Here is a 17309-nt window from a genome sequence, read left to right on the forward strand (position 1 = left end):
GAACAGCGCTGGCGCACGGGCATGCGCCAGCAGAAGCCATTACAGGCTGTTGAATACGCGGTTTTCCTGTTCCTGAACGCGAATAAACGTCGTACGTTTAGTCAGCTCTTTCAGGCGGGATGCCCCAACGTAGGTGCAGGCCGAGCGCAGGCCGCCGAGGATATCGCGCGCGGTGTATTCAACCGGGCCACGCAGAGGCAGCTTCACGGTTTTACCTTCCGCCGCACGGTATTTTGCCACGCCACCGACGTGACGGGTCATCGCGGATTCAGAGCTCATGCCGTAGAACAGCATAAATTTCTCGCCGTTCTCTTCAACAACGGTACCACCGCTCTCTTCGTGGCCTGCCAGCATACCGCCGAGCATCACGAAGTCGGCGCCGCCGCCGAAGGCTTTCGCAACGTCGCCCGGCATGGTACAGCCGCCATCACTGATGATCTGACCGCCCAGACCGTGCGCCGCATCGGCGCATTCAATGACGGCGGAAAGCTGCGGATAACCGACGCCGGTTTTGACGCGGGTCGTGCACACGGAGCCCGGGCCAATACCCACTTTCACGATATCTGCACCGGAAAGGATCAGCTCTTCACACATTTCACCGGTCACCACGTTGCCCGCGATGATGGTTTTCGTCGGCCAGGCCTCACGTGCCTTGCTGACGAACTGCACGAAGTGCTCGGAGTAACCGTTCGCAACGTCAATACAAACGAAGTTGAGCGCCGGGTTAGCGTTCAGGATCTGTTTCGTCTTCTCGAAATCCGCATCGGAGGTCCCAGTAGAAACCATCACATGCTTCACCACGTCAGCAGACGCGGACGCAACAAACGCATTCCACTCTTCAGGGCTGTAATGTTTGTGCACGGCGGTGAGAATGTCGAACTGTGCCAGGGCGGTTGCCATCTCAAAGGTTCCCACAGTATCCATGTTGGCGGCGATGATCGGTACGCCAGACCAGGTCTGACCGGAATGCTTAAAGGTGAACTGACGTTCGAGTTCAACGTCTGAGCGACTTTTCAGTGTAGAGCGTTTAGGGCGGATAAGAACGTCTTTGAAACCTAACTTCAGATCTTCTTCGATACGCATGTGCGGATTCCTGGGGTTAGAGGCAAATATGTTAAAAGCACAACTCCAGTGACGTTATCATACGCACTAATACCTGCTCCGCAAGACTGCGAAATTCTCTTTTTTTACGCTACAATCCTATAAATTTACCTGGTAAAAAGCCGGTAAACAGGACCAAACAGTTGCTGGCGCACCTAAGAGTTTTAAACAACTGATTTTAATAATGAATAATTCCCAGGATTTGAATTAATGGGGTATATCGTCGCATTAACCGGCGGCATCGGTAGTGGCAAAAGTACCGTTGCGGACGCGTTCTCTCGTTTGGGTATCACGATTATTGATGCCGATATCATTGCCCGCCAGGTGGTAGAGCCCAATACACCCGCGCTAAAAGCCATCGCAGAACATTTTGGTCAGGCAGTCATCAGTGCCGATGGCACACTGAATCGCCGTCAGCTTCGCGAATGCATTTTTTCTGATTCTGCGGAAAAAGCCTGGCTTAATGCCCTGCTCCACCCCATCATCCACCAGGAAACTCAGCGTCAGATAGCCGCAGCCCGCTCGCCCTATGTACTGTGGGTGGTTCCGCTACTGGTTGAAAATCAGCTGCATAAGAAAGCCGATCGGGTTCTGGTGATTGATGTCTCACCTGAAACGCAAATCCAGAGAACCATGGCGCGCGATCGCGTCTCGCGGGAGCATGCTGAACAAATTCTTGCCGCTCAGGCTACGCGCGCTCAGCGCCTTGCCGTGGCGGATGATGTTATTGATAATAACGGCACACCAGATGCCATTGCATCGGATGTTGCCCGTCTGCACGCGCAGTATCTGACGTTCGCCGCGCAGGCCGTTGCACAGGAAAAACCATAATGTCGACCCACATCCTTTTTGAGCATCCGCTCAACGAAAAAATGCGTACCTGGCTGCGCATCGAATTTCTTATTCAACAACTTTCACAACATCTGCCTGTTAACGATCATGCCACGGCGCTGCACTTCTTCCGCAACGTAGGCGATCTGCTGGATGTGATTGAACGCGGCGATGTCCGCACAGAATTACTCAAAGAGCTGGAGCGCCAGCAGCGTAAATTGCAGGCATGGACAGAGGTCCCCGGCGTAGATCAGAGCCGTATCGACGCGCTCCGCCAGCAGTTGAAAAGCAGCAGCGCCGTCCTGATGGCCGCGCCGCGCGTCGGGCAGTTTTTGCGTGAAGACCGCCTGATTGGCCTGGTGCGCCAGCGTCTGAGCATCCCTGGCGGCTGCTGTAGCTTCGACCTGCCGACGCTGCATATGTGGCTACATATGCCACAGGCGCAGCGTGACGCACAGGTGAACAGCTGGCTGGCAAGCCTGGATCCAATGCACCAGACGCTGTCGTTGATCCTCGATCTGATCCGTAACTCTGCGCCGTTCCGCAAGCAAACCAGCCTGAATGGTTTCTTCCAGGATAACGGTGATGATGCCGATCTTCTGCGTCTCAACCTGTCTCTTGGCGAACAGCTTTACCCGCAGATTTCCGGGCATAAAAGCCGCTTTGCGATTCGCTTTATGCCGCTGGACAGTGAAAATGGCACCGTGCCGGAACGTCTCGATTTTGAACTGGCCTGTTGTTAAGGAGTGCCGATGTCTGATGTCACCACCGTAAGCTGCCCAACCTGTGGCAAAACCGTTGTCTGGGGCGAAGTCAGTCCGTTCCGCCCATTCTGCTGCAAACGCTGTCAGCTCATTGACCTGGGCGAATGGGCGGCGGAAGAGAAACGCATTCCAAGCGAAGGCGATCTCTCGGACAGCGATGACTGGAGCGAAACCCAGCAGTAATCTGTAAAGCCTGCTGGCGCTTCGCCTGGCAGGCCTACGGTTGTGCGACTAACCGCAGGATCACGGGCTCATTAGCTGGCGGGAATTTTTCGGCATCACCTGCCTGAAGTTCCACCCAGCTACCCGGCTGTCCCTCTTTTCCCCAGGGTTCACCTTCCCAGTTTTCCACCAGCCAGAACCACAGCGTGATGTGCCTGTCAGGAAACTGGTACTCAAGCTTATCAAACAGCGTTGCGCCAAGCGGCGTGATCCCCACCTCTTCCTGAAGCTCCCGAACCAGCGCCTCTTCCGGCGTTTCACCTGACTCGATTTTACCGCCCGGAAACTCCCACTTGTTCGCCATATGGGCGTCGGCAGCGCGCTGGGTGATAAAGATTTGGTTTTGCGGGTTGCGAATAATCCCGACGGCAATTTGCAGTATTTTCATATTGTCACTTCCATAAAAAAGGCGCAGATTTCTGCGCCTTTTTGTTTTTTTATGAACTTAGCTCAGACGGCCGTGGCACGCCTTGTACTTTTTACCGGAACCACACGGGCACGGATCGTTACGACCCACTTTACGATCGCCGGTCTGCGCGGCGATCGCCGCTGCGGCTTCGCTGTCGTCGGTCTGATGACTCAGCTGTTGCATCTGTGCCAGACGCTCGGCTTCTTCACGACGCTGCTGCTCCATCGCTTCCACTTCTTCAGGCATACGCACCTGAACCTTGCTCAGGGTGCTGATCACTTCGTACTTCAGTGATTCCAGCATAGAGGCAAACATGGAGAAGGATTCACGCTTATATTCCTGCTTCGGATCTTTCTGCGCATAGCCGCGCAGGTGGATACCCTGACGCAGGTAGTCCATCGCCGCCAGGTGCTCTTTCCACAGGGAGTCCAGCGTCTGCAGCATCACGCCTTTTTCGAAGTGACGCATCATTTCAGCGCCAACAACCTCTTCCTTACGCTTGTAGACGTCCAGCGCGGTTTCAAAGATACGTTCACGAAGGGTCTCTTCGTGCAGCTCAGGCTCTTTATCCAGCCACTCTTTGATTGGCAGATCGAGGTCAAAGTCATTTTTCAGACGTTCCTGCAGGCCTTCGATATCCCACATCTCTTCCAGAGACTGCGGTGGAATATGCGCGTCGATGGTGGCTTTAAACACATCTTCACGAATGCTGTTGATGGTTTCGCTTACGTCGGAGACGTCCAGCAGTTCGTTACGCTGGGTGTAGATCGCACGACGCTGATCGTTAGCCACATCATCATATTCCAGCAGCTGCTTACGAATATCAAAGTTGCGGCTTTCCACTTTACGCTGTGCGTTAGCGATCGCTTTGGTGACCCATGGGTGCTCAATCGCTTCGCCAGGCTTCATACCCAGTTTACGCATCATGCCGGACACGCGGTCGGAGGCGAAAATACGCATCAGCGCATCTTCCATAGACAGGTAGAAGCGGGATGAACCGGCATCGCCCTGACGACCCGCACGGCCACGCAGCTGGTTATCGATACGACGGGATTCATGACGCTCGGTACCGATGATGTGCAGACCGCCGGAAGCCAGAACGGCGTCATGACGAACCTGCCAGTCGGCTTTGATCTGCGCAATCTGTTCTGGCGTTGGGTTTTCCAGCTCAGCCACTTCAGCCTGCCAGCTACCGCCCAGCATAATATCGGTACCACGACCCGCCATGTTGGTGGCGATGGTTACGGCAGCCGGATAACCCGCCTGCGCAACAATGTCCGCTTCTTTGGCGTGGAATTTGGCGTTCAGAACGTTGTGTTTGATACCCGCTTTCGTCAGCTCGTGAGAAACCACTTCGGATTTCTCGATGGAGATGGTCCCCACCAGAACCGGCTGGCCGTTGGCTGTGCGGTCGCGAATATCTTCGATGATCGCCTGAATTTTTTCCGCTTCGGTCATGTACACCAGGTCCGGCATATCCTTACGGATCATTGGACGGTTGGTTGGAACAACCACGGTATCCAGCTTGTAGATAGAGCTGAATTCAAACGCTTCGGTATCAGCAGTACCGGTCATCCCCGCCAGCTTCTCATACAGACGGAAGTAGTTCTGGAAGGTGATAGACGCCAGCGTCTGGTTTTCATTCTGAATATCCACACCTTCTTTGGCTTCCACAGCCTGGTGCAGACCGTCAGACCAGCGACGTCCCTGCATGGTACGGCCCGTGTGTTCATCGACGATGATCACTTCGCCGTCTTTAACGATGTAATCGACGTCGCGGGTGAACAGCGCGTGGGCGCGCAGTGCAGCGGTCACGTGGTGCATCAGCATGATGTTGCTCGGGGAGTACAGGGACTCGCCCTCTTCCATGATGCCTTCAGCGACCAGCAGCTCTTCAATTTTCACCAGACCGCGTTCGGTCAGGTTCACCTGGCGCGCTTTTTCATCTACGGAGAAGTGACCTTCACCCTGGAAGGTATCCGAGTCCTCTTTCTCCTGGCGCAGCAGGTGTGGAATGATTTTGTCGACTTTACGGTACATCTCGGAGCTGTCTTCAGCCGGGCCGGAGATGATCAGCGGAGTACGTGCTTCATCGATCAGGATGGAGTCAACCTCATCCACCAGCGCATAGTGCAGCTTACGCTGGACGCGCTCTTCCGGGCTGAACGCCATGTTGTCACGCAGGTAGTCGAAGCCGTATTCGTTGTTGGTGCCGTAGGTGATGTCCGCGTTATACGCTTCGCGCTTGGCTGGCGCAGGCAGGCCGGACATGTTGATGCCGACGGTCATACCGAGGAATTCGAACAGTGGACGGTTGTTTTCGGCGTCACGCTGCGCCAGATAGTCGTTGACGGTAACGACGTGAACGCCTTTACCGGTCAGCGCGTTCAGGTAAGCCGGCAGCGTTGCGGTCAGGGTTTTACCTTCACCGGTACGCATTTCCGCGATGCAGCGCTCGTTGAGCACCATACCACCCAGCAGCTGGACGTCGAAATGACGCATGCCGAATACGCGCTTACTCGCTTCGCGCACGACAGCAAACGCTTCCGGGATCAGGCTTTCTAAGGTTTCACCTTTTTCCAGACGCGCGCGGAATTCCGCCGTTTTCGCTTTCAGCTCGTCATCAGAGAGCTTCTCCATCGCCGGTTCCATACCGTTGATGACGGCAACAGCTTTACGCATACGGCGCAGGGTACGATCGTTACGACTACCAAAAACTTTAGTTAACAATTTGATTAGCATAATAAATTCTCAAACGCCCCATTATGGGCAGATAAATTAAGGTATTGAAAAAGTTAATTTAGCTGAGGCGCTGCGGCCCGGCACGAATGCCGTGAGCCTGGCTAATCCAGGTTGAAACAGAGAATGAAACAGGCGAGACAAACGCACGCTGCGCTGTCTGACGAACCATGACCGGCGGCTGGCTGTCCTGCGTGAGCAGCGCGTTGAGCGTGTCCAGCAGGGCAAGATGCTGAGCCTGCACCGGCAGCGCCTCTTCCGCAACAGGCATGGCCTGCGGTGCCATCGCGAAGGACAGATGGCGAATAACCGTGCGGATAGCGTGCTGGTGCCAGTAATCGACGGTGAAGTTTGGGCGGCGACTGGCTTCAAGCCACGCGAGGTTAGTGAAGTTAACCCGCGTGTTGAAATCGTGTTTAGTGGTGGAGGTTTTTGCGGGCGTCGCCGCTTCGGCACTGTTGCTGAGCGCAGGCAAGCCGAAACTCGCCGCGACCATCCCTAATAAGAGATGCGGCCAGAAGTAACGTCTGCCAAATTGTCGCCAGCGCGTCAGTATTCCGCTCACCTGCTCCACCCAATAAGCCAGCCTCGCAGAGGCTGAGTTCAGTTATTCTTTTTAGCGCCCAGATAGTACCACTAAAGCCAATATACATCAGCAGGAATGAGGTGCCGCCGCGGGGAAAAACGGTCAAGAATGCAGCTAACGCGCACATTTTCTGCGTAAGACAAACGAGAGATAACGCTGGGGCAAACGAAGAAGGGTAAAAATAAAAACGACTGGTCTTCCTGGTCGGAGAGAGTACCAGGTTAACCAGTCGAGTTTTTTACGAAACGGTTTGAACCGTTACGCCAGAACCATGCTTGGTGCTTTGAAAGCCAGCGGCAGTTCAGCTTCGTCTTCGAAGGTCACATATTCCCAGGCTTCCTGTTTTGCCAGGACGGCCTGCAACAGTTTGTTGTTCAGTGCATGACCGGATTTAAACGCGGTAAATGCACCAATGATGTTGTGACCACACATGAACAGGTCGCCGATAGCATCCAGCATTTTGTGACGAACGAATTCATCTTCGAAACGCAGGCCGTCTTCGTTCAGTACGCGATAATCGTCAACAACGATGGCACAATCGAAGCTGCCGCCCAGGCACAGGCCGCGGGACTGCAGATATTCGATATCACGCATGAAGCCAAACGTACGGGCTCGGCTGATCTGGCGCATAAACGCATCGGCAGAGAAGTTCATCGCATAGCGTTGCGTGCTGGAATCAATCGCCGGATGGTTAAAGTCGATGGTAAAGTCCAACGAGAAACCATTGTACGGTTTGAATTCAGCCCATTTGTCGCCATCTTCGACGCGAACGGTCTCTTTGATGCGTACAAATTTCTTCGCGCAGTTCAGTTCTTCGATGCCGGCATCCAGCAACAGATAGACGAACGGTGCAGCACTGCCATCCATAATCGGGATTTCTGGCGCATCGACTTCAACAATAATGTTGTCGATACCCAGCCCCGCCAGGGCGGCGTTCAGGTGCTCAACGGTAGAAATCCGCACGTCATGCTCGTTCACCAGACAAGTACAGAGCATAGTATCACGCACAGATTTGGCATCGGCCGGAAAATCTACCGGTGGATTCAAGTCGGTGCGACGATAGATGACCCCGGTATTGGCCGGCGCAGGGCGTAACGTCAGCGTGACTTTCTTGCCGGTATGTAAACCGACACCCGTCGCCTGAACGATACGTTTAAGTGTCCTTTGTTTGATCATCGTATAATCTCGCCAAATTAACTATCCAACCGAGAGTGTATATCACTAACGGTGGGCCAGTTTAGCACAAAGAGCGCAAATCCCCAAATTCCAGCCAATTCTTAGTCAGCTTGCTTACGCAGGAACGCCGGGATATCCAGATAATCTGGCTCTTTCGCCGTTTGCGGCGTTGGGTCGTTCACCACTTTCGCGGCCGGTTTCTGCTCCTGAGTCAGAGGAGACATACCGTGCTGCTGGTAACGATCCATTACCGGTTGCTGAGTCTGCTTGTTGGTCACTAAGGTGATCTCAGGACGCTTGTCCATACCGATACCGGTCGCAACAACGGTAACACGCAGCTCGTCGTTCATTTCAGGGTCAAGGGAAGTACCGATTACCACGGTAGCGTTGTCAGAGGCGAACGCACGGATAGTGTTACCCACGGTTTCGAACTCATCCAGACGCAGGTCAAAGCCAGCGGTAATGTTGACCAGCACGCCGCGCGCACCAGACAGATCGATATCTTCCAGCAGTGGAGAAGAGATAGCCATTTCAGCCGCTTCTTCTGCACGGTCTTCACCGCTTGCCACGCCAGAGCCCATCATCGCGTAGCCCATTTCGGACATCACGGTGCGAACGTCTGCAAAGTCAACGTTCATCAGGCCAGGACGGGTAATCAGTTCAGCGATACCCTGAACCGCGCCTTTCAGCACGTCGTTTGCTGCACCGAATGCGTCCAGCAGGGAGATACCGCGACCCAGAACTTTCAACAGTTTGTCGTTCGGGATGGTGATCAGCGAGTCCACATGCTTGGACAGCTCGGTGATACCCTGCTCCGCGAACGCCATACGCTTCTTGCCTTCAAAGTTGAAAGGCTTGGTCACGACAGCAACGGTCAGGATACCTAAATCTTTAGCTACTTCAGCCACAACAGGTGCTGCACCGGTACCCGTACCGCCACCCATACCTGCTGCGATAAAGACCATGTCCGCACCTTCCAGCGCAGCGCGCAGCGCTTCACGATCTTCTTCAGCCGCATTGCGACCGACTTCCGGGTTAGCCCCTGCTCCCAGCCCTTTGGTGATACCACCGCCGATCTGGATAGTCTGGCCTACAGCCGTCTTACGCAGTGCCTGCGCATCGGTGTTAACTGCGAAGAATTCAACACCTTCAATGCGTTCACGCACCATATGCTCTACGGCGTTACCGCCGCCGCCACCGACGCCGATGACTTTAATCACCGCGTCGTTGGTCAGTTCCATAGGTTCAAACATAATTTCTCTCTCCGTTGTGCCTGTCGCCCGAGACCGCTAATTCTCTCCGGTCTCTTAAAAAAATTAAAACTCTTTTCGCAACCAGTTGTTCAGTCGTTTGACCCACGACCCCACTGAGACGCGTTTTTCCACTTCTGCTTCACCACTGAGATGAGATTCCTTCCCGTAGTGGAGCAGACCCACAGCCGTTGAATAATACGGCTCCTGAGCATAATCCGTTAAACCGGTAATATTCAGCGGCGCACCAATACGCACCTGCGTATGGAATACGCGCTGAGCACAGGCCGCAAGACCTTCAATTTGCGCTGCACCGCCGGTTAATACAATCCCCGCCGCAAGATGATGTTTAACGCCCTGCTGACGAAGCTGTTCCTGTAACTGTAAAATCTCTTCGTTGACCAGGTTGAGCAGCTCGGTATAGCGCGGCTCAATGACCTCTGCCAACGTCTGGCGCTGCAGGCTACGCGGTGGACGACCACCGACGCTCGGCACTTCAACGCTCTCATCTTTGCCAACGATGGACCCCAGCGCACAGCCGTGGCGCACTTTAATCGCTTCTGCATCGCTCGGCGGCGTACCAAAAGCGTAAGCAATATCGCTGGTCACAACGTTCCCGGCATAAGGGATCACTTTCGTGTGGCGCAACGCACCGCCGGTATAGACGGCGATATCCATTGTACCACCACCAATATCGACCACACAGACACCCAGTTCACGTTCATCTTCGGTCAGTACGGAATAACTTGCCGCCAGACCGGCGAAAATAAGTTGGTCAACTTTCAGGCCACAACGTTCAACGGCTTTTACAATGTTCTTCGCCATATCGTTGTGACATGTGATCAGGTGCACTTTTGCCTGCATACGTACGCCAGAAAGACCGACCGGGTTCTTGATCCCTTCCTGGTAGTCAATCGCATATTCCTGCGGAATGACATGCAGTACGCGATGCTCGTCGCGGACACGCACGGATTTCGCCGTGTGCACGACGTTTTCAACGTCTTCCTGCGTCACTTCTTCTTCGGAAATCGGCACCATACCGATTTCGTTCTGGCAGCTAATGTGCTTGCCAGAAAGGGCTAGATAGACAGAAGAAATCTGGCAATCTGCCATCAGTTCAGCCTGATCGATGGCGCGCTGAACGCATTTGACCACCGATTCAAGATCGTTTACCCCGCCTTTATCCATACCACGGGACGGGCAACTGCCTACGCCAATGATATTGACCATACCGTCGGGCAGAACTTCCCCTACTAAAGCGGCAACCTTCGCGGTGCCAATCTCCAGTCCAACTACCAGTTTTCTGTCCGTCGCCTTGATCATTGTTGTTCTGCCTGTACCTGTGCCTGATTCTGTTGCTGATTAGGTTCCTCGACCGGAGCCGGTACCCAACCGACTGCTGCGCCTGAGTCATAGCGCAAATCAACGTAGCTTATCCGTTTGCCGTCAGTCTGTGCCTGCTGCTGTAAAACCGGGTAAAGTTCAACAAAACGCGCCAGACGCTTCATGGTGTCCCCGCGCCCCAGGTTGAGCTTAATGCCATTCGTTAACGTCAGCTGCCAGGAACGGCGCGCCGTCATGGCTGCATCTTTTAACGTAAACCTGTCCTTCGCCAGCACCTGACCCATTTCACGAAAACCTTGTAACACTTCGTTTTCGCTGCCTTCAGGGCCATACAACATCGGTAAATTTTGCTTGTTGACACGATCGGCCGGGACGCTGAAGGAATTTCCATCGACGTCAACCATGTGCTGATCATTCCAACGCGCAATGGGCACATATTCAACCAGATGAATCTTCAATTCATCAGGCCATTGCTTTCTTACGCTCGCCTGTTTTATCCATGGCAGACGTTCTATCTGACTCTGGATAATGTTGACGTCCTGCGTCATAAAGGTGCCAGGCGAGCCCAGCGCCAGTATTGACTGGCGAATATCGTCGTTACGCGTGTAGTGACGCTCACCGGTGACCACCAGCTTAGAGAGCGGCAACCGCTGCGCATCTTCCATCCAGCCCAGGACCATCCAGCCGCTGATAAACACGGTGCACAGCACCCCGAGCAGGAAAATGATGCCTGCAAGACGCGTTCCATTACTGCGGCGTGAAGAGGCGTATTCGTCCTCGTCATCGCGGTTGCGCGTGTTCAATGCAGCCTGAGACATATCAGCCCGCCTGGTCCAGAATGCGTACGACTAACTGCGAGAAACTCATCCCCGCCTGACGCGCGGCCATCGGCACAAGGCTGTGGCTGGTCATTCCCGGAGAGGTATTGGCTTCCAGCAGATAAAATTGTCCATCACTGTCCTGCATCACGTCGATGCGTCCCCAGCCCTGACAACCCAGAACATGCCAGGCTTTAAGCACCAGGGACTGTAAATCTGCTTCACGCTCAGCTTCAAGACCACAAGGGCAGAAATATTGCGTCTCATCAGAGAGATACTTCGCCTCATAATCATAGAAGGTTCCGGCCGGTTGGATACGAATTGACGGTAAAATTTCTTCGCCAAGCATCGCCACGGTAAATTCCGGCCCGCTGAGCCATTTTTCAATCAGAACTTCTTCATCATGTTGAAATGCCAGTGCTAAAGCGGACGAAAGATCTTCAGCTTTGTCGACTTTGGACATTCCCACGCTGGAGCCTTCCCGGCTGGGCTTTACAATAACCGGTAAGCCCAGTTCAGCAATGCGTGTATTAACGCTATCCGGCAGGCCCAATTCAAATTCGCGACGCGTCAGCGCGACCCATGGCGCAACGGGTAACCCCGCGCCCTGCCACAGCAGCTTGCTGCGCAGTTTATCCATAGAGATAGCGGAGGCCATCACGCCGCTGCCGGTGTATGGCATGCCGATCAGATCCAGAAGGCCCTGCAGGGTGCCGTCTTCACCGCCGCGACCATGCAAAGCGATAAAGACTTTATCGAAGCCCATGGCTTTTAATTGCGTCACGTCGACCTCTTTTGGGTCGACCAGGTGCGCATTGACGCCACCTTCACGCAGGCCCGCCAGCACAGCCGCGCCGGAGTTCAGGGAAACCTCGCGCTCGGCGGAGGTGCCGCCAGACAGGACAGCAATCTTATCAGCCATGATGCTCATCCTCCTGGGTTTGCGGCTTCAGTTTGATTTCAGCTAAGGTACGGGCGATTTTGCCGATATTTCCCGCGCCCTGAATCAGAATCAGATCGTTACCTGTCAGGACCGGTGCCAGAATTTCCGCCACCTGTGCAGGATCAGAAACCAGAATAGGGTCAACTTTCCCGCGCCCACGGATGGTACGGCACAGAGAACGGCTGTCAGCCCCTGGAATCGGCGTCTCGCCTGCGGCGTACACGTCCAGCATTAACAGGGTGTCTACCTGTGACAGGACGCTGGCGAAATCGTCATACAGATCGCGCGTACGCGTGAAGCGGTGCGGCTGGAAGACCATCACCAGATTTTTGTCAGGCCAGCCTGCACGCGCGGCTTTAATGGTGGCGTCCACTTCGGTCGGATGGTGGCCGTAGTCGTCCACCAGCATCGCTGTGCCGGTTTTACCGTTCACGGCGTCCAGCGGGAATTCACCAAGGAAGTCGAAGCGACGACCGGTGCCCTGGAAGCTTTCCAGCGCGCGCAGAATCGCATCATCATCAATGCCTTCTTCCGTCGCGACGGCCACTGCCGCTGCGGCATTGAGGGCGTTATGGCGCCCCGGCGCATTCAGCGTGACGTGCAGCAGCTCTTTGTCCTGACGCGCCAGAGTGAAATGCCCCTGCGCACCAATCTGTTTGTACTCTTCCACGCGGACGTCAGCGTCTTCACTGAAGCCGTAAGTGGTGATTTGACGACCCACGCGCGGCAGCAGCTCGCGGATCACCGGATCGTCTACGCACATCACCGCGCGCCCGTAGAACGGCAGGTTGTGCAGGAAGTTGATGAAGGTCTGCTTTAAGTTTTCGAAGTCGCCCTGGTAGGTATCCATATGGTCAGCTTCGATGTTAGTGACAATCGCCACCATCGGCTGCAGGTGCAGGAACGACGCGTCGCTCTCATCCGCTTCAGCAATCAGGTAACGACTGTGGCCCAGACGCGCGTGTACGCCCGCGGCTTTGACCAGACCGCCGTTGACGAACGTCGGGTCGAGACCCGCTTCCGCATAAATACTGGAAACCATCGCCGTGGTCGTCGTTTTACCGTGGGTCCCGGCAATGGCGATGCCGTGACGGAAACGCATCAGTTCCGCCAGCATTTCTGCACGGCGGATCACCGGAATGCGCGCTTCGTGCGCGGCAACGATTTCCGGGTTATCAGAGGAGATGGCGCTTGAGACCACCACCACGCTCGCATCGCGCACGTTTTCCGGACGATGGTTGAAATAGATAGTCGCCCCAAGCGACGCCAGCTGCTGCGTAACAGGGTTTGGCGCCAGGTCAGACCCGCTGATCTGATAGCCTTCGTTAGCTAACACTTCGGCAATACCGCCCATGCCAGCACCACCGATGCCAACAAAGTGAATGTGCCGGACGCGACGCATCTCGGGCACGATTGAACGCAGTTTTGCCAGTTGTTGTGTATTCATTCTCTAAACGCCATCGACTACTTAAAATTCGTGCAGCGCAACACGCGCTGCGAGGGTTAAGCCTGGGCTGCCAGGCTCACTTCTTTTGCCACCCGTTCAGTCGCATCAGGGATAGCGGCCGCGCGCGCGCGTTGCGCCATCTCCAGCAGTGCGTCTCTGTTCCAGCCCGCCAGGGTGGTGGCGACCGCGTCGGCGGTAAATTGTGGCTGTTCAAATATCTTCGCGGCACCGGCTTTCTCAAGCGGCAGCGCATTCCAGTACTGCTGTCTGTCTTTGTGCTGGAACGGCACAAACAGGGCCGGCAGACCCGCGGCTGCGATTTCGCTCACCGTCAGCGCGCCTGAACGACAGACCACGACATCGGCCCAGGCATAGGCTGCCGCCATGTCGTCGATAAACTCTGTAACTTTATGCTGCGGCTGGCCTTCGTCTGCGTAAGCTTGCTCAACGGTCTGCTGAGCGCCTTTTCCGCTCTGGTGCCAGATGGTCACGGTATCCCCCAGCTTTGCGGCAACCTGCGGCATCGTCTGGTTTAGGACACGCGCCCCCTGAGAACCGCCGACGACCAGTACACGAACCGGCCCTTCACGGCCCGTCAGGCGAGCGTCCGGCAGCGGGAGCGCCAGCACATCCACACGCACCGGGTTCCCCACCACGTCCGCTTTCGGGAACGCACCGGGAAACGCCTGCATGACTTTGGTAGCGATTTTCGCCAGCCACTTGTTGGTCAGACCGGCAATACCGTTCTGTTCATGCAGCACAACGGGAATGCCTAACGACCACGCCGCCAGCCCGCCAGGACCCGAGACATAGCCGCCCATGCCCAGCACCACATCTGGCTTAAAGCGCTTCATGATGGTGCGCGCCTGACGCCAGGCGTTAAAAATACGCACCGGAGCCAGCAGCATTGCCTTGAGGCCTTTGCCCCGAAGGCCGGAAATACGAATAAAGTCGATCTCGATACCGTGCTTCGGCACCAGGTCGGCTTCCATGCGGTCTGCGGTTCCCAGCCAGCGTACCTGCCAGCCCTGATCCATTAAATGGTGCGCAACCGCCAGCCCCGGGAACACGTGTCCGCCGGTACCGCCTGCCATCACCATTAACCGCTTCGGTTGATTCATCGTGAACCTCGTGTAAACGCCTGGGCTTTTTCCAGACGCGTCTCATAATCTATGCGCAACAAAAACATGATGGCCGTCGACATAATCAACAGACTCGAACCACCATAACTGATCAACGGCAACGTCAGACCTTTGGTCGGCAGCATACCCGCTGCGGCCCCGACGTTAACCAATGCCTGGAAGCTAAACCAGATACCAATAGAACAGGCTAAGAATCCTGAGAAGCGGTGATCGATCTCCAGCGCTTTCCGGCCGATGGACATGGCGCGGAAAGCGACGAAGAATACCATTAAAAGCGCTAATACCACACCGATATAACCCAGTTCTTCCGCAATAATGGAGAAGATGAAGTCAGTATGCGCTTCCGGTAAATACTCCAGTTTCTGTACCGAGTTACCCAGCCCCTGCCCCCAGACTTCACCGCGACCAAAGGCCATCAGCGACTGCGTCAGCTGATAGCCGCTGCCGAAGGGATCTTCCCACGGGTTCCAGAACGAGGTCACACGGCGAATACGGTAAGGCTCGGCGAGGATCAGCAGCACAACCGCCGAAATCCCCATCCCGATAATAGCGATGAACTGCCACAGCTTCGCGCCCGCCAGGAACAGCATGGCCAGGGTGGTCACAAACAGTACCACCACGGTACCGAGGTCAGGCTGCGCCAGCAGTAATACCGCCAGCACCAGAATCACGCCCATCGGTTTTAAGAAGCCGCGCAGGTTGTTACGCACTTCATCTACCTTACGCACCAGGTAGTTAGCCAGGTAGCAGAACAGGGAGAGCTTGGTAAATTCCGCAGGCTGAATACGCAGCGGGCCAAAGGCGATCCAGCGTGATGCCCCGTTAACAGAGCTCCCCACCACCAGTACGATCAGCAGCATAATAATCGAGGCGATCAGCATCGCCGTACTGTGCCGCTGCCAGAACTCCATCGGCAGACGCAAGGTCACCAGCGCCAGGCAGAACGCCAGGATAATGTAAAGACCATCACGCTTGGCAAACAGGAAAGGATCGTTCGCCAGACGCTGCCCGACAGGCATTGAGGCTGACGTCACCATTATGAAGCCGACCGCCGCCAGCCCCATCGTGAGCCAGAACAGCGTGCGATCGTACATGACAAGGCTGTCGTTATCTTTTTGACGAGAGCCCATCACCCAGCCTTTGAGCGCCGCAAACAACCATGCCAGGATCCCAAATCCTGGCAGGCGCGGCATTTTCAGGCGAGGGAGAGATAAACGCATCAGCCTAACTCCTTCGCCAGGCGGGTAAAGACATCACCACGCTGTTCGAAATTCTTGAATTGATCGAGGCTGGCGCAAGCCGGAGAGAGCAGCACCATGTCGCCTGGCTTCACGCGCGGCGCGATCAGGCGCAGCGCCTGTTCCATGGTATCAGTTTGCTCGGCAATCTCCGGGCGCAGTTCAGCCAGCTCGCTGCCGTCACGACCGAAGCAGTACAGGCGGATGTTATCTCCGGCGAGATACGGCTTCAGAGAGGAGAAATCCGCTGATTTACCGTCGCCGCCCAGCAGTAAGTGCAGGGTGCCGTCAACGTGCAGACCGTTGAGCGCGGCCTCGGTGCTGCCCACGTTGGTGGCTTTGGAGTCGTTGATCCAGCGCACGCCATTGTGCTCCAGCGCCAGCTGGAAACGGTGCGCCAGGCCAGAAAACGTGGTTAACGCCTTCAGGCTGGAGGAGCGCGGCAGCCCTACTGCATCCGCTAGCGCCAGCGCCGCCAGGGCATTGGTATAGTTGTGCTGACCAGAGAGCTTCATCTCTTTCACGTTCAGCACTTTCTCACCCTTCACGCGCAGCCAGGTTTCGCCCAGCTGACGGTTCAGGTGGTAATCCCCCATGGTGATACCGAAGCTAATACAGCGATCGTCTGCGCCACGCACCGGCATGGTCAGCGCGTCATCGGCGTTAACAACGCAGACTTTGGCATTTTCATAAACGCGGAGCTTGGCGGCACGGTACTGCTGCAGACCAAATGGATATCGGTCCATATGATCTTCGGTCACGTTAAGGATCGTCGCAGCCGCGGCATGCAGGCTGGAGGTCGTTTCCAGCTGGAAGCTGGAAAGTTCAAGAACATACAGCTCGCAGCCTTTGTCCAGCAGCATCAGCGCCGGTAAACCAATGTTACCGCCAACGCCGACATTCATGCCCGCCGCTTTCGCCATTTCCCCCACCAGGGTGGTGACGGTGCTTTTACCGTTAGAGCCGGTAATGGCGATAACAGGCGCCTGCGCTTCGCGGCAGAACAGCTCGATATCGCCGACAATTTCCACCCCCGCATCCGCGGCAGCGCTCAGCGAAGGGTGCGCCAGCGCCATACCCGGGCTTGCGACAATCAGATCGGCTGCCAGCAGCCAGTCATCATTCAGACCACCAAGGTGGCGTTCAACCTGCTCCGGCAGTTTGTCCAGACCCGGCGGAGAGACACGCGTATCCATCACGCGTGGCGTCACGCCGCGCGCGAGGAAAAAGTCCACGCAGGAGAGCCCCGTGAGGCCCAACCCGATGATAACGACTTTTTTGCCCTGGTAATCTGCCATG

16 protein-coding genes are annotated in these 17309 nt (G+C 55.6%); 3 read left to right on the top strand and 13 right to left on the bottom strand.

Features of this window, described 5'->3' with window-relative positions:
- Nucleotides 1–39 precede the first annotated feature (39 nt).
- Nucleotides 40–1083 (bottom strand): GMP reductase, encoded by a 1044-nt coding sequence (locus tag ACOTZB_RS09375; protein ID WP_023310407.1) that lies wholly within the window; start codon nucleotides 1081–1083, stop codon nucleotides 40–42.
- Between the two features lie 228 nt (nucleotides 1084–1311).
- On the opposite strand from ACOTZB_RS09375, the gene coaE reads away from it, so the two are divergent.
- Genes coaE through yacG form a run of 3 tightly spaced genes read left to right on the top strand, consistent with a single transcriptional unit; the run spans nucleotide 1312 to nucleotide 2879 of the window.
- Entirely contained in the window at nucleotides 1312–1932 is a 621-nt protein-coding gene (coaE, locus tag ACOTZB_RS09380; RefSeq protein ID WP_193805039.1) for a dephospho-CoA kinase, read from the top strand.
- Nucleotides 1932–2675 (top strand): cell division protein ZapD, encoded by a 744-nt coding sequence (gene zapD / locus ACOTZB_RS09385; protein ID WP_421626978.1) that lies wholly within the window; start codon nucleotides 1932–1934, stop codon nucleotides 2673–2675. Before coaE ends, zapD begins: the two co-directional genes overlap by 1 nt.
- Nucleotides 2676–2684: 9 nt before the next feature.
- Nucleotides 2685–2879, top strand: coding sequence for a DNA gyrase inhibitor YacG (gene yacG, locus ACOTZB_RS09390; protein ID WP_023310404.1), 195 nt, complete (start codon nucleotides 2685–2687; stop codon nucleotides 2877–2879).
- 34 nt (nucleotides 2880–2913) lie between these two features.
- Here yacG and mutT read toward each other — a convergent pair whose 3' ends face one another.
- From mutT to murD, 12 genes are all read right to left on the bottom strand, one after another.
- Nucleotides 2914–3306 carry an 8-oxo-dGTP diphosphatase MutT gene (gene mutT, locus ACOTZB_RS09395; protein ID WP_421626979.1) on the bottom strand — a complete coding sequence of 131 codons (393 nt, stop codon included), beginning with the start codon at nucleotides 3304–3306 and terminating at the stop codon, nucleotides 2914–2916.
- Nucleotides 3307–3363: 57 nt separating this feature from the next.
- A complete protein-coding gene (gene secA / locus ACOTZB_RS09400; protein ID WP_023310402.1) occupies nucleotides 3364–6069 on the bottom strand; it encodes a preprotein translocase subunit SecA in 2706 nt (901 codons plus the stop codon).
- A gap of 58 nt (nucleotides 6070–6127) precedes the next feature.
- Complete coding sequence (secM, locus tag ACOTZB_RS09405; RefSeq protein WP_161785592.1) at nucleotides 6128–6631, bottom strand: secA translation cis-regulator SecM; 504 nt, start codon at nucleotides 6629–6631, stop codon at nucleotides 6128–6130.
- Nucleotides 6632–6910: 279 nt separating this feature from the next.
- On the bottom strand, nucleotides 6911–7828 hold the full coding sequence (gene lpxC, locus ACOTZB_RS09410) for a UDP-3-O-acyl-N-acetylglucosamine deacetylase (RefSeq protein ID WP_008501977.1): 918 nt from the start codon (nucleotides 7826–7828) through the stop codon (nucleotides 6911–6913).
- 101 nt (nucleotides 7829–7929) lie between these two features.
- Complete coding sequence (ftsZ, locus tag ACOTZB_RS09415; protein ID WP_008501978.1) at nucleotides 7930–9081, bottom strand: cell division protein FtsZ; 1152 nt, start codon at nucleotides 9079–9081, stop codon at nucleotides 7930–7932.
- 63 nt (nucleotides 9082–9144) lie between these two features.
- On the bottom strand, nucleotides 9145–10401 hold the full coding sequence (ftsA, locus tag ACOTZB_RS09420) for a cell division protein FtsA (RefSeq protein WP_023334508.1): 1257 nt from the start codon (nucleotides 10399–10401) through the stop codon (nucleotides 9145–9147).
- Complete coding sequence (ftsQ, locus tag ACOTZB_RS09425) at nucleotides 10398–11240, bottom strand: cell division protein FtsQ (protein WP_213329246.1); 843 nt, start codon at nucleotides 11238–11240, stop codon at nucleotides 10398–10400. The genes ftsA and ftsQ overlap by 4 nt, the downstream gene beginning before the upstream one ends.
- 1 nt (nucleotide 11241) lies before the next feature.
- On the bottom strand, nucleotides 11242–12162 hold the full coding sequence (locus tag ACOTZB_RS09430) for a D-alanine--D-alanine ligase (protein ID WP_029741229.1): 921 nt from the start codon (nucleotides 12160–12162) through the stop codon (nucleotides 11242–11244).
- On the bottom strand, nucleotides 12155–13630 hold the full coding sequence (murC, locus tag ACOTZB_RS09435) for a UDP-N-acetylmuramate--L-alanine ligase (protein ID WP_421626980.1): 1476 nt from the start codon (nucleotides 13628–13630) through the stop codon (nucleotides 12155–12157). Before murC ends, ACOTZB_RS09430 begins: the two co-directional genes overlap by 8 nt.
- Nucleotides 13631–13686: 56 nt before the next feature.
- On the bottom strand, nucleotides 13687–14751 hold the full coding sequence (gene murG / locus ACOTZB_RS09440) for an undecaprenyldiphospho-muramoylpentapeptide beta-N-acetylglucosaminyltransferase (RefSeq protein ID WP_029741228.1): 1065 nt from the start codon (nucleotides 14749–14751) through the stop codon (nucleotides 13687–13689).
- Nucleotides 14748–15992, bottom strand: a complete 1245-nt coding sequence (gene ftsW / locus ACOTZB_RS09445) for a cell division protein FtsW (protein WP_024907458.1) — start codon at nucleotides 15990–15992, stop codon at nucleotides 14748–14750. Before ftsW ends, murG begins: the two co-directional genes overlap by 4 nt.
- Nucleotides 15992–17308: a UDP-N-acetylmuramoyl-L-alanine--D-glutamate ligase gene (gene murD, locus ACOTZB_RS09450; RefSeq protein WP_421626981.1), complete on the bottom strand. Its 1317-nt coding sequence runs from the start codon at nucleotides 17306–17308 to the stop codon at nucleotides 15992–15994. The genes ftsW and murD overlap by 1 nt, the downstream gene beginning before the upstream one ends.
- Nucleotide 17309: the final 1 nt, after the last annotated feature.

The organism is Enterobacter cloacae complex sp. SHL020, from assembly GCF_049236945.1.
Lineage (GTDB): Bacteria > Pseudomonadota > Gammaproteobacteria > Enterobacterales > Enterobacteriaceae > Enterobacter > Enterobacter dykesii.

Excerpts from the sequence above, each read along its gene's own strand:
- murC (WP_421626980.1), bottom strand. The coding sequence starts at position 13,630 with ATGAATACACAACAACTGGCAAAACTGCGTTCAATCGTGCCCGAGATG.
- coaE (WP_193805039.1), top strand. The coding sequence starts at position 1,312 with ATGGGGTATATCGTCGCATTAACCGGCGGCATCGGTAGTGGCAAAAGT.
- mutT (WP_421626979.1), bottom strand. The coding sequence starts at position 3,306 with ATGAAAATACTGCAAATTGCCGTCGGGATTATTCGCAACCCGCAAAAC.
- murD (WP_421626981.1), bottom strand. The coding sequence starts at position 17,308 with ATGGCAGATTACCAGGGCAAAAAAGTCGTTATCATCGGGTTGGGCCTC.
- ftsA (WP_023334508.1), bottom strand. The coding sequence starts at position 10,401 with ATGATCAAGGCGACGGACAGAAAACTGGTAGTTGGACTGGAGATTGGC.
- ACOTZB_RS09375 (WP_023310407.1), bottom strand. The coding sequence starts at position 1,083 with ATGCGTATCGAAGAAGATCTGAAGTTAGGTTTCAAAGACGTTCTTATC.
- secA (WP_023310402.1), bottom strand. The coding sequence starts at position 6,069 with ATGCTAATCAAATTGTTAACTAAAGTTTTTGGTAGTCGTAACGATCGT.
- yacG (WP_023310404.1), top strand. The coding sequence starts at position 2,685 with ATGTCTGATGTCACCACCGTAAGCTGCCCAACCTGTGGCAAAACCGTT.
- ftsQ (WP_213329246.1), bottom strand. The coding sequence starts at position 11,240 with ATGTCTCAGGCTGCATTGAACACGCGCAACCGCGATGACGAGGACGAA.
- ftsZ (WP_008501978.1), bottom strand. The coding sequence starts at position 9,081 with ATGTTTGAACCTATGGAACTGACCAACGACGCGGTGATTAAAGTCATC.
- ftsW (WP_024907458.1), bottom strand. The coding sequence starts at position 15,992 with ATGCGTTTATCTCTCCCTCGCCTGAAAATGCCGCGCCTGCCAGGATTT.
- murG (WP_029741228.1), bottom strand. The coding sequence starts at position 14,751 with ATGAATCAACCGAAGCGGTTAATGGTGATGGCAGGCGGTACCGGCGGA.
- ACOTZB_RS09430 (WP_029741229.1), bottom strand. The coding sequence starts at position 12,162 with ATGGCTGATAAGATTGCTGTCCTGTCTGGCGGCACCTCCGCCGAGCGC.
- lpxC (WP_008501977.1), bottom strand. The coding sequence starts at position 7,828 with ATGATCAAACAAAGGACACTTAAACGTATCGTTCAGGCGACGGGTGTC.
- zapD (WP_421626978.1), top strand. The coding sequence starts at position 1,932 with ATGTCGACCCACATCCTTTTTGAGCATCCGCTCAACGAAAAAATGCGT.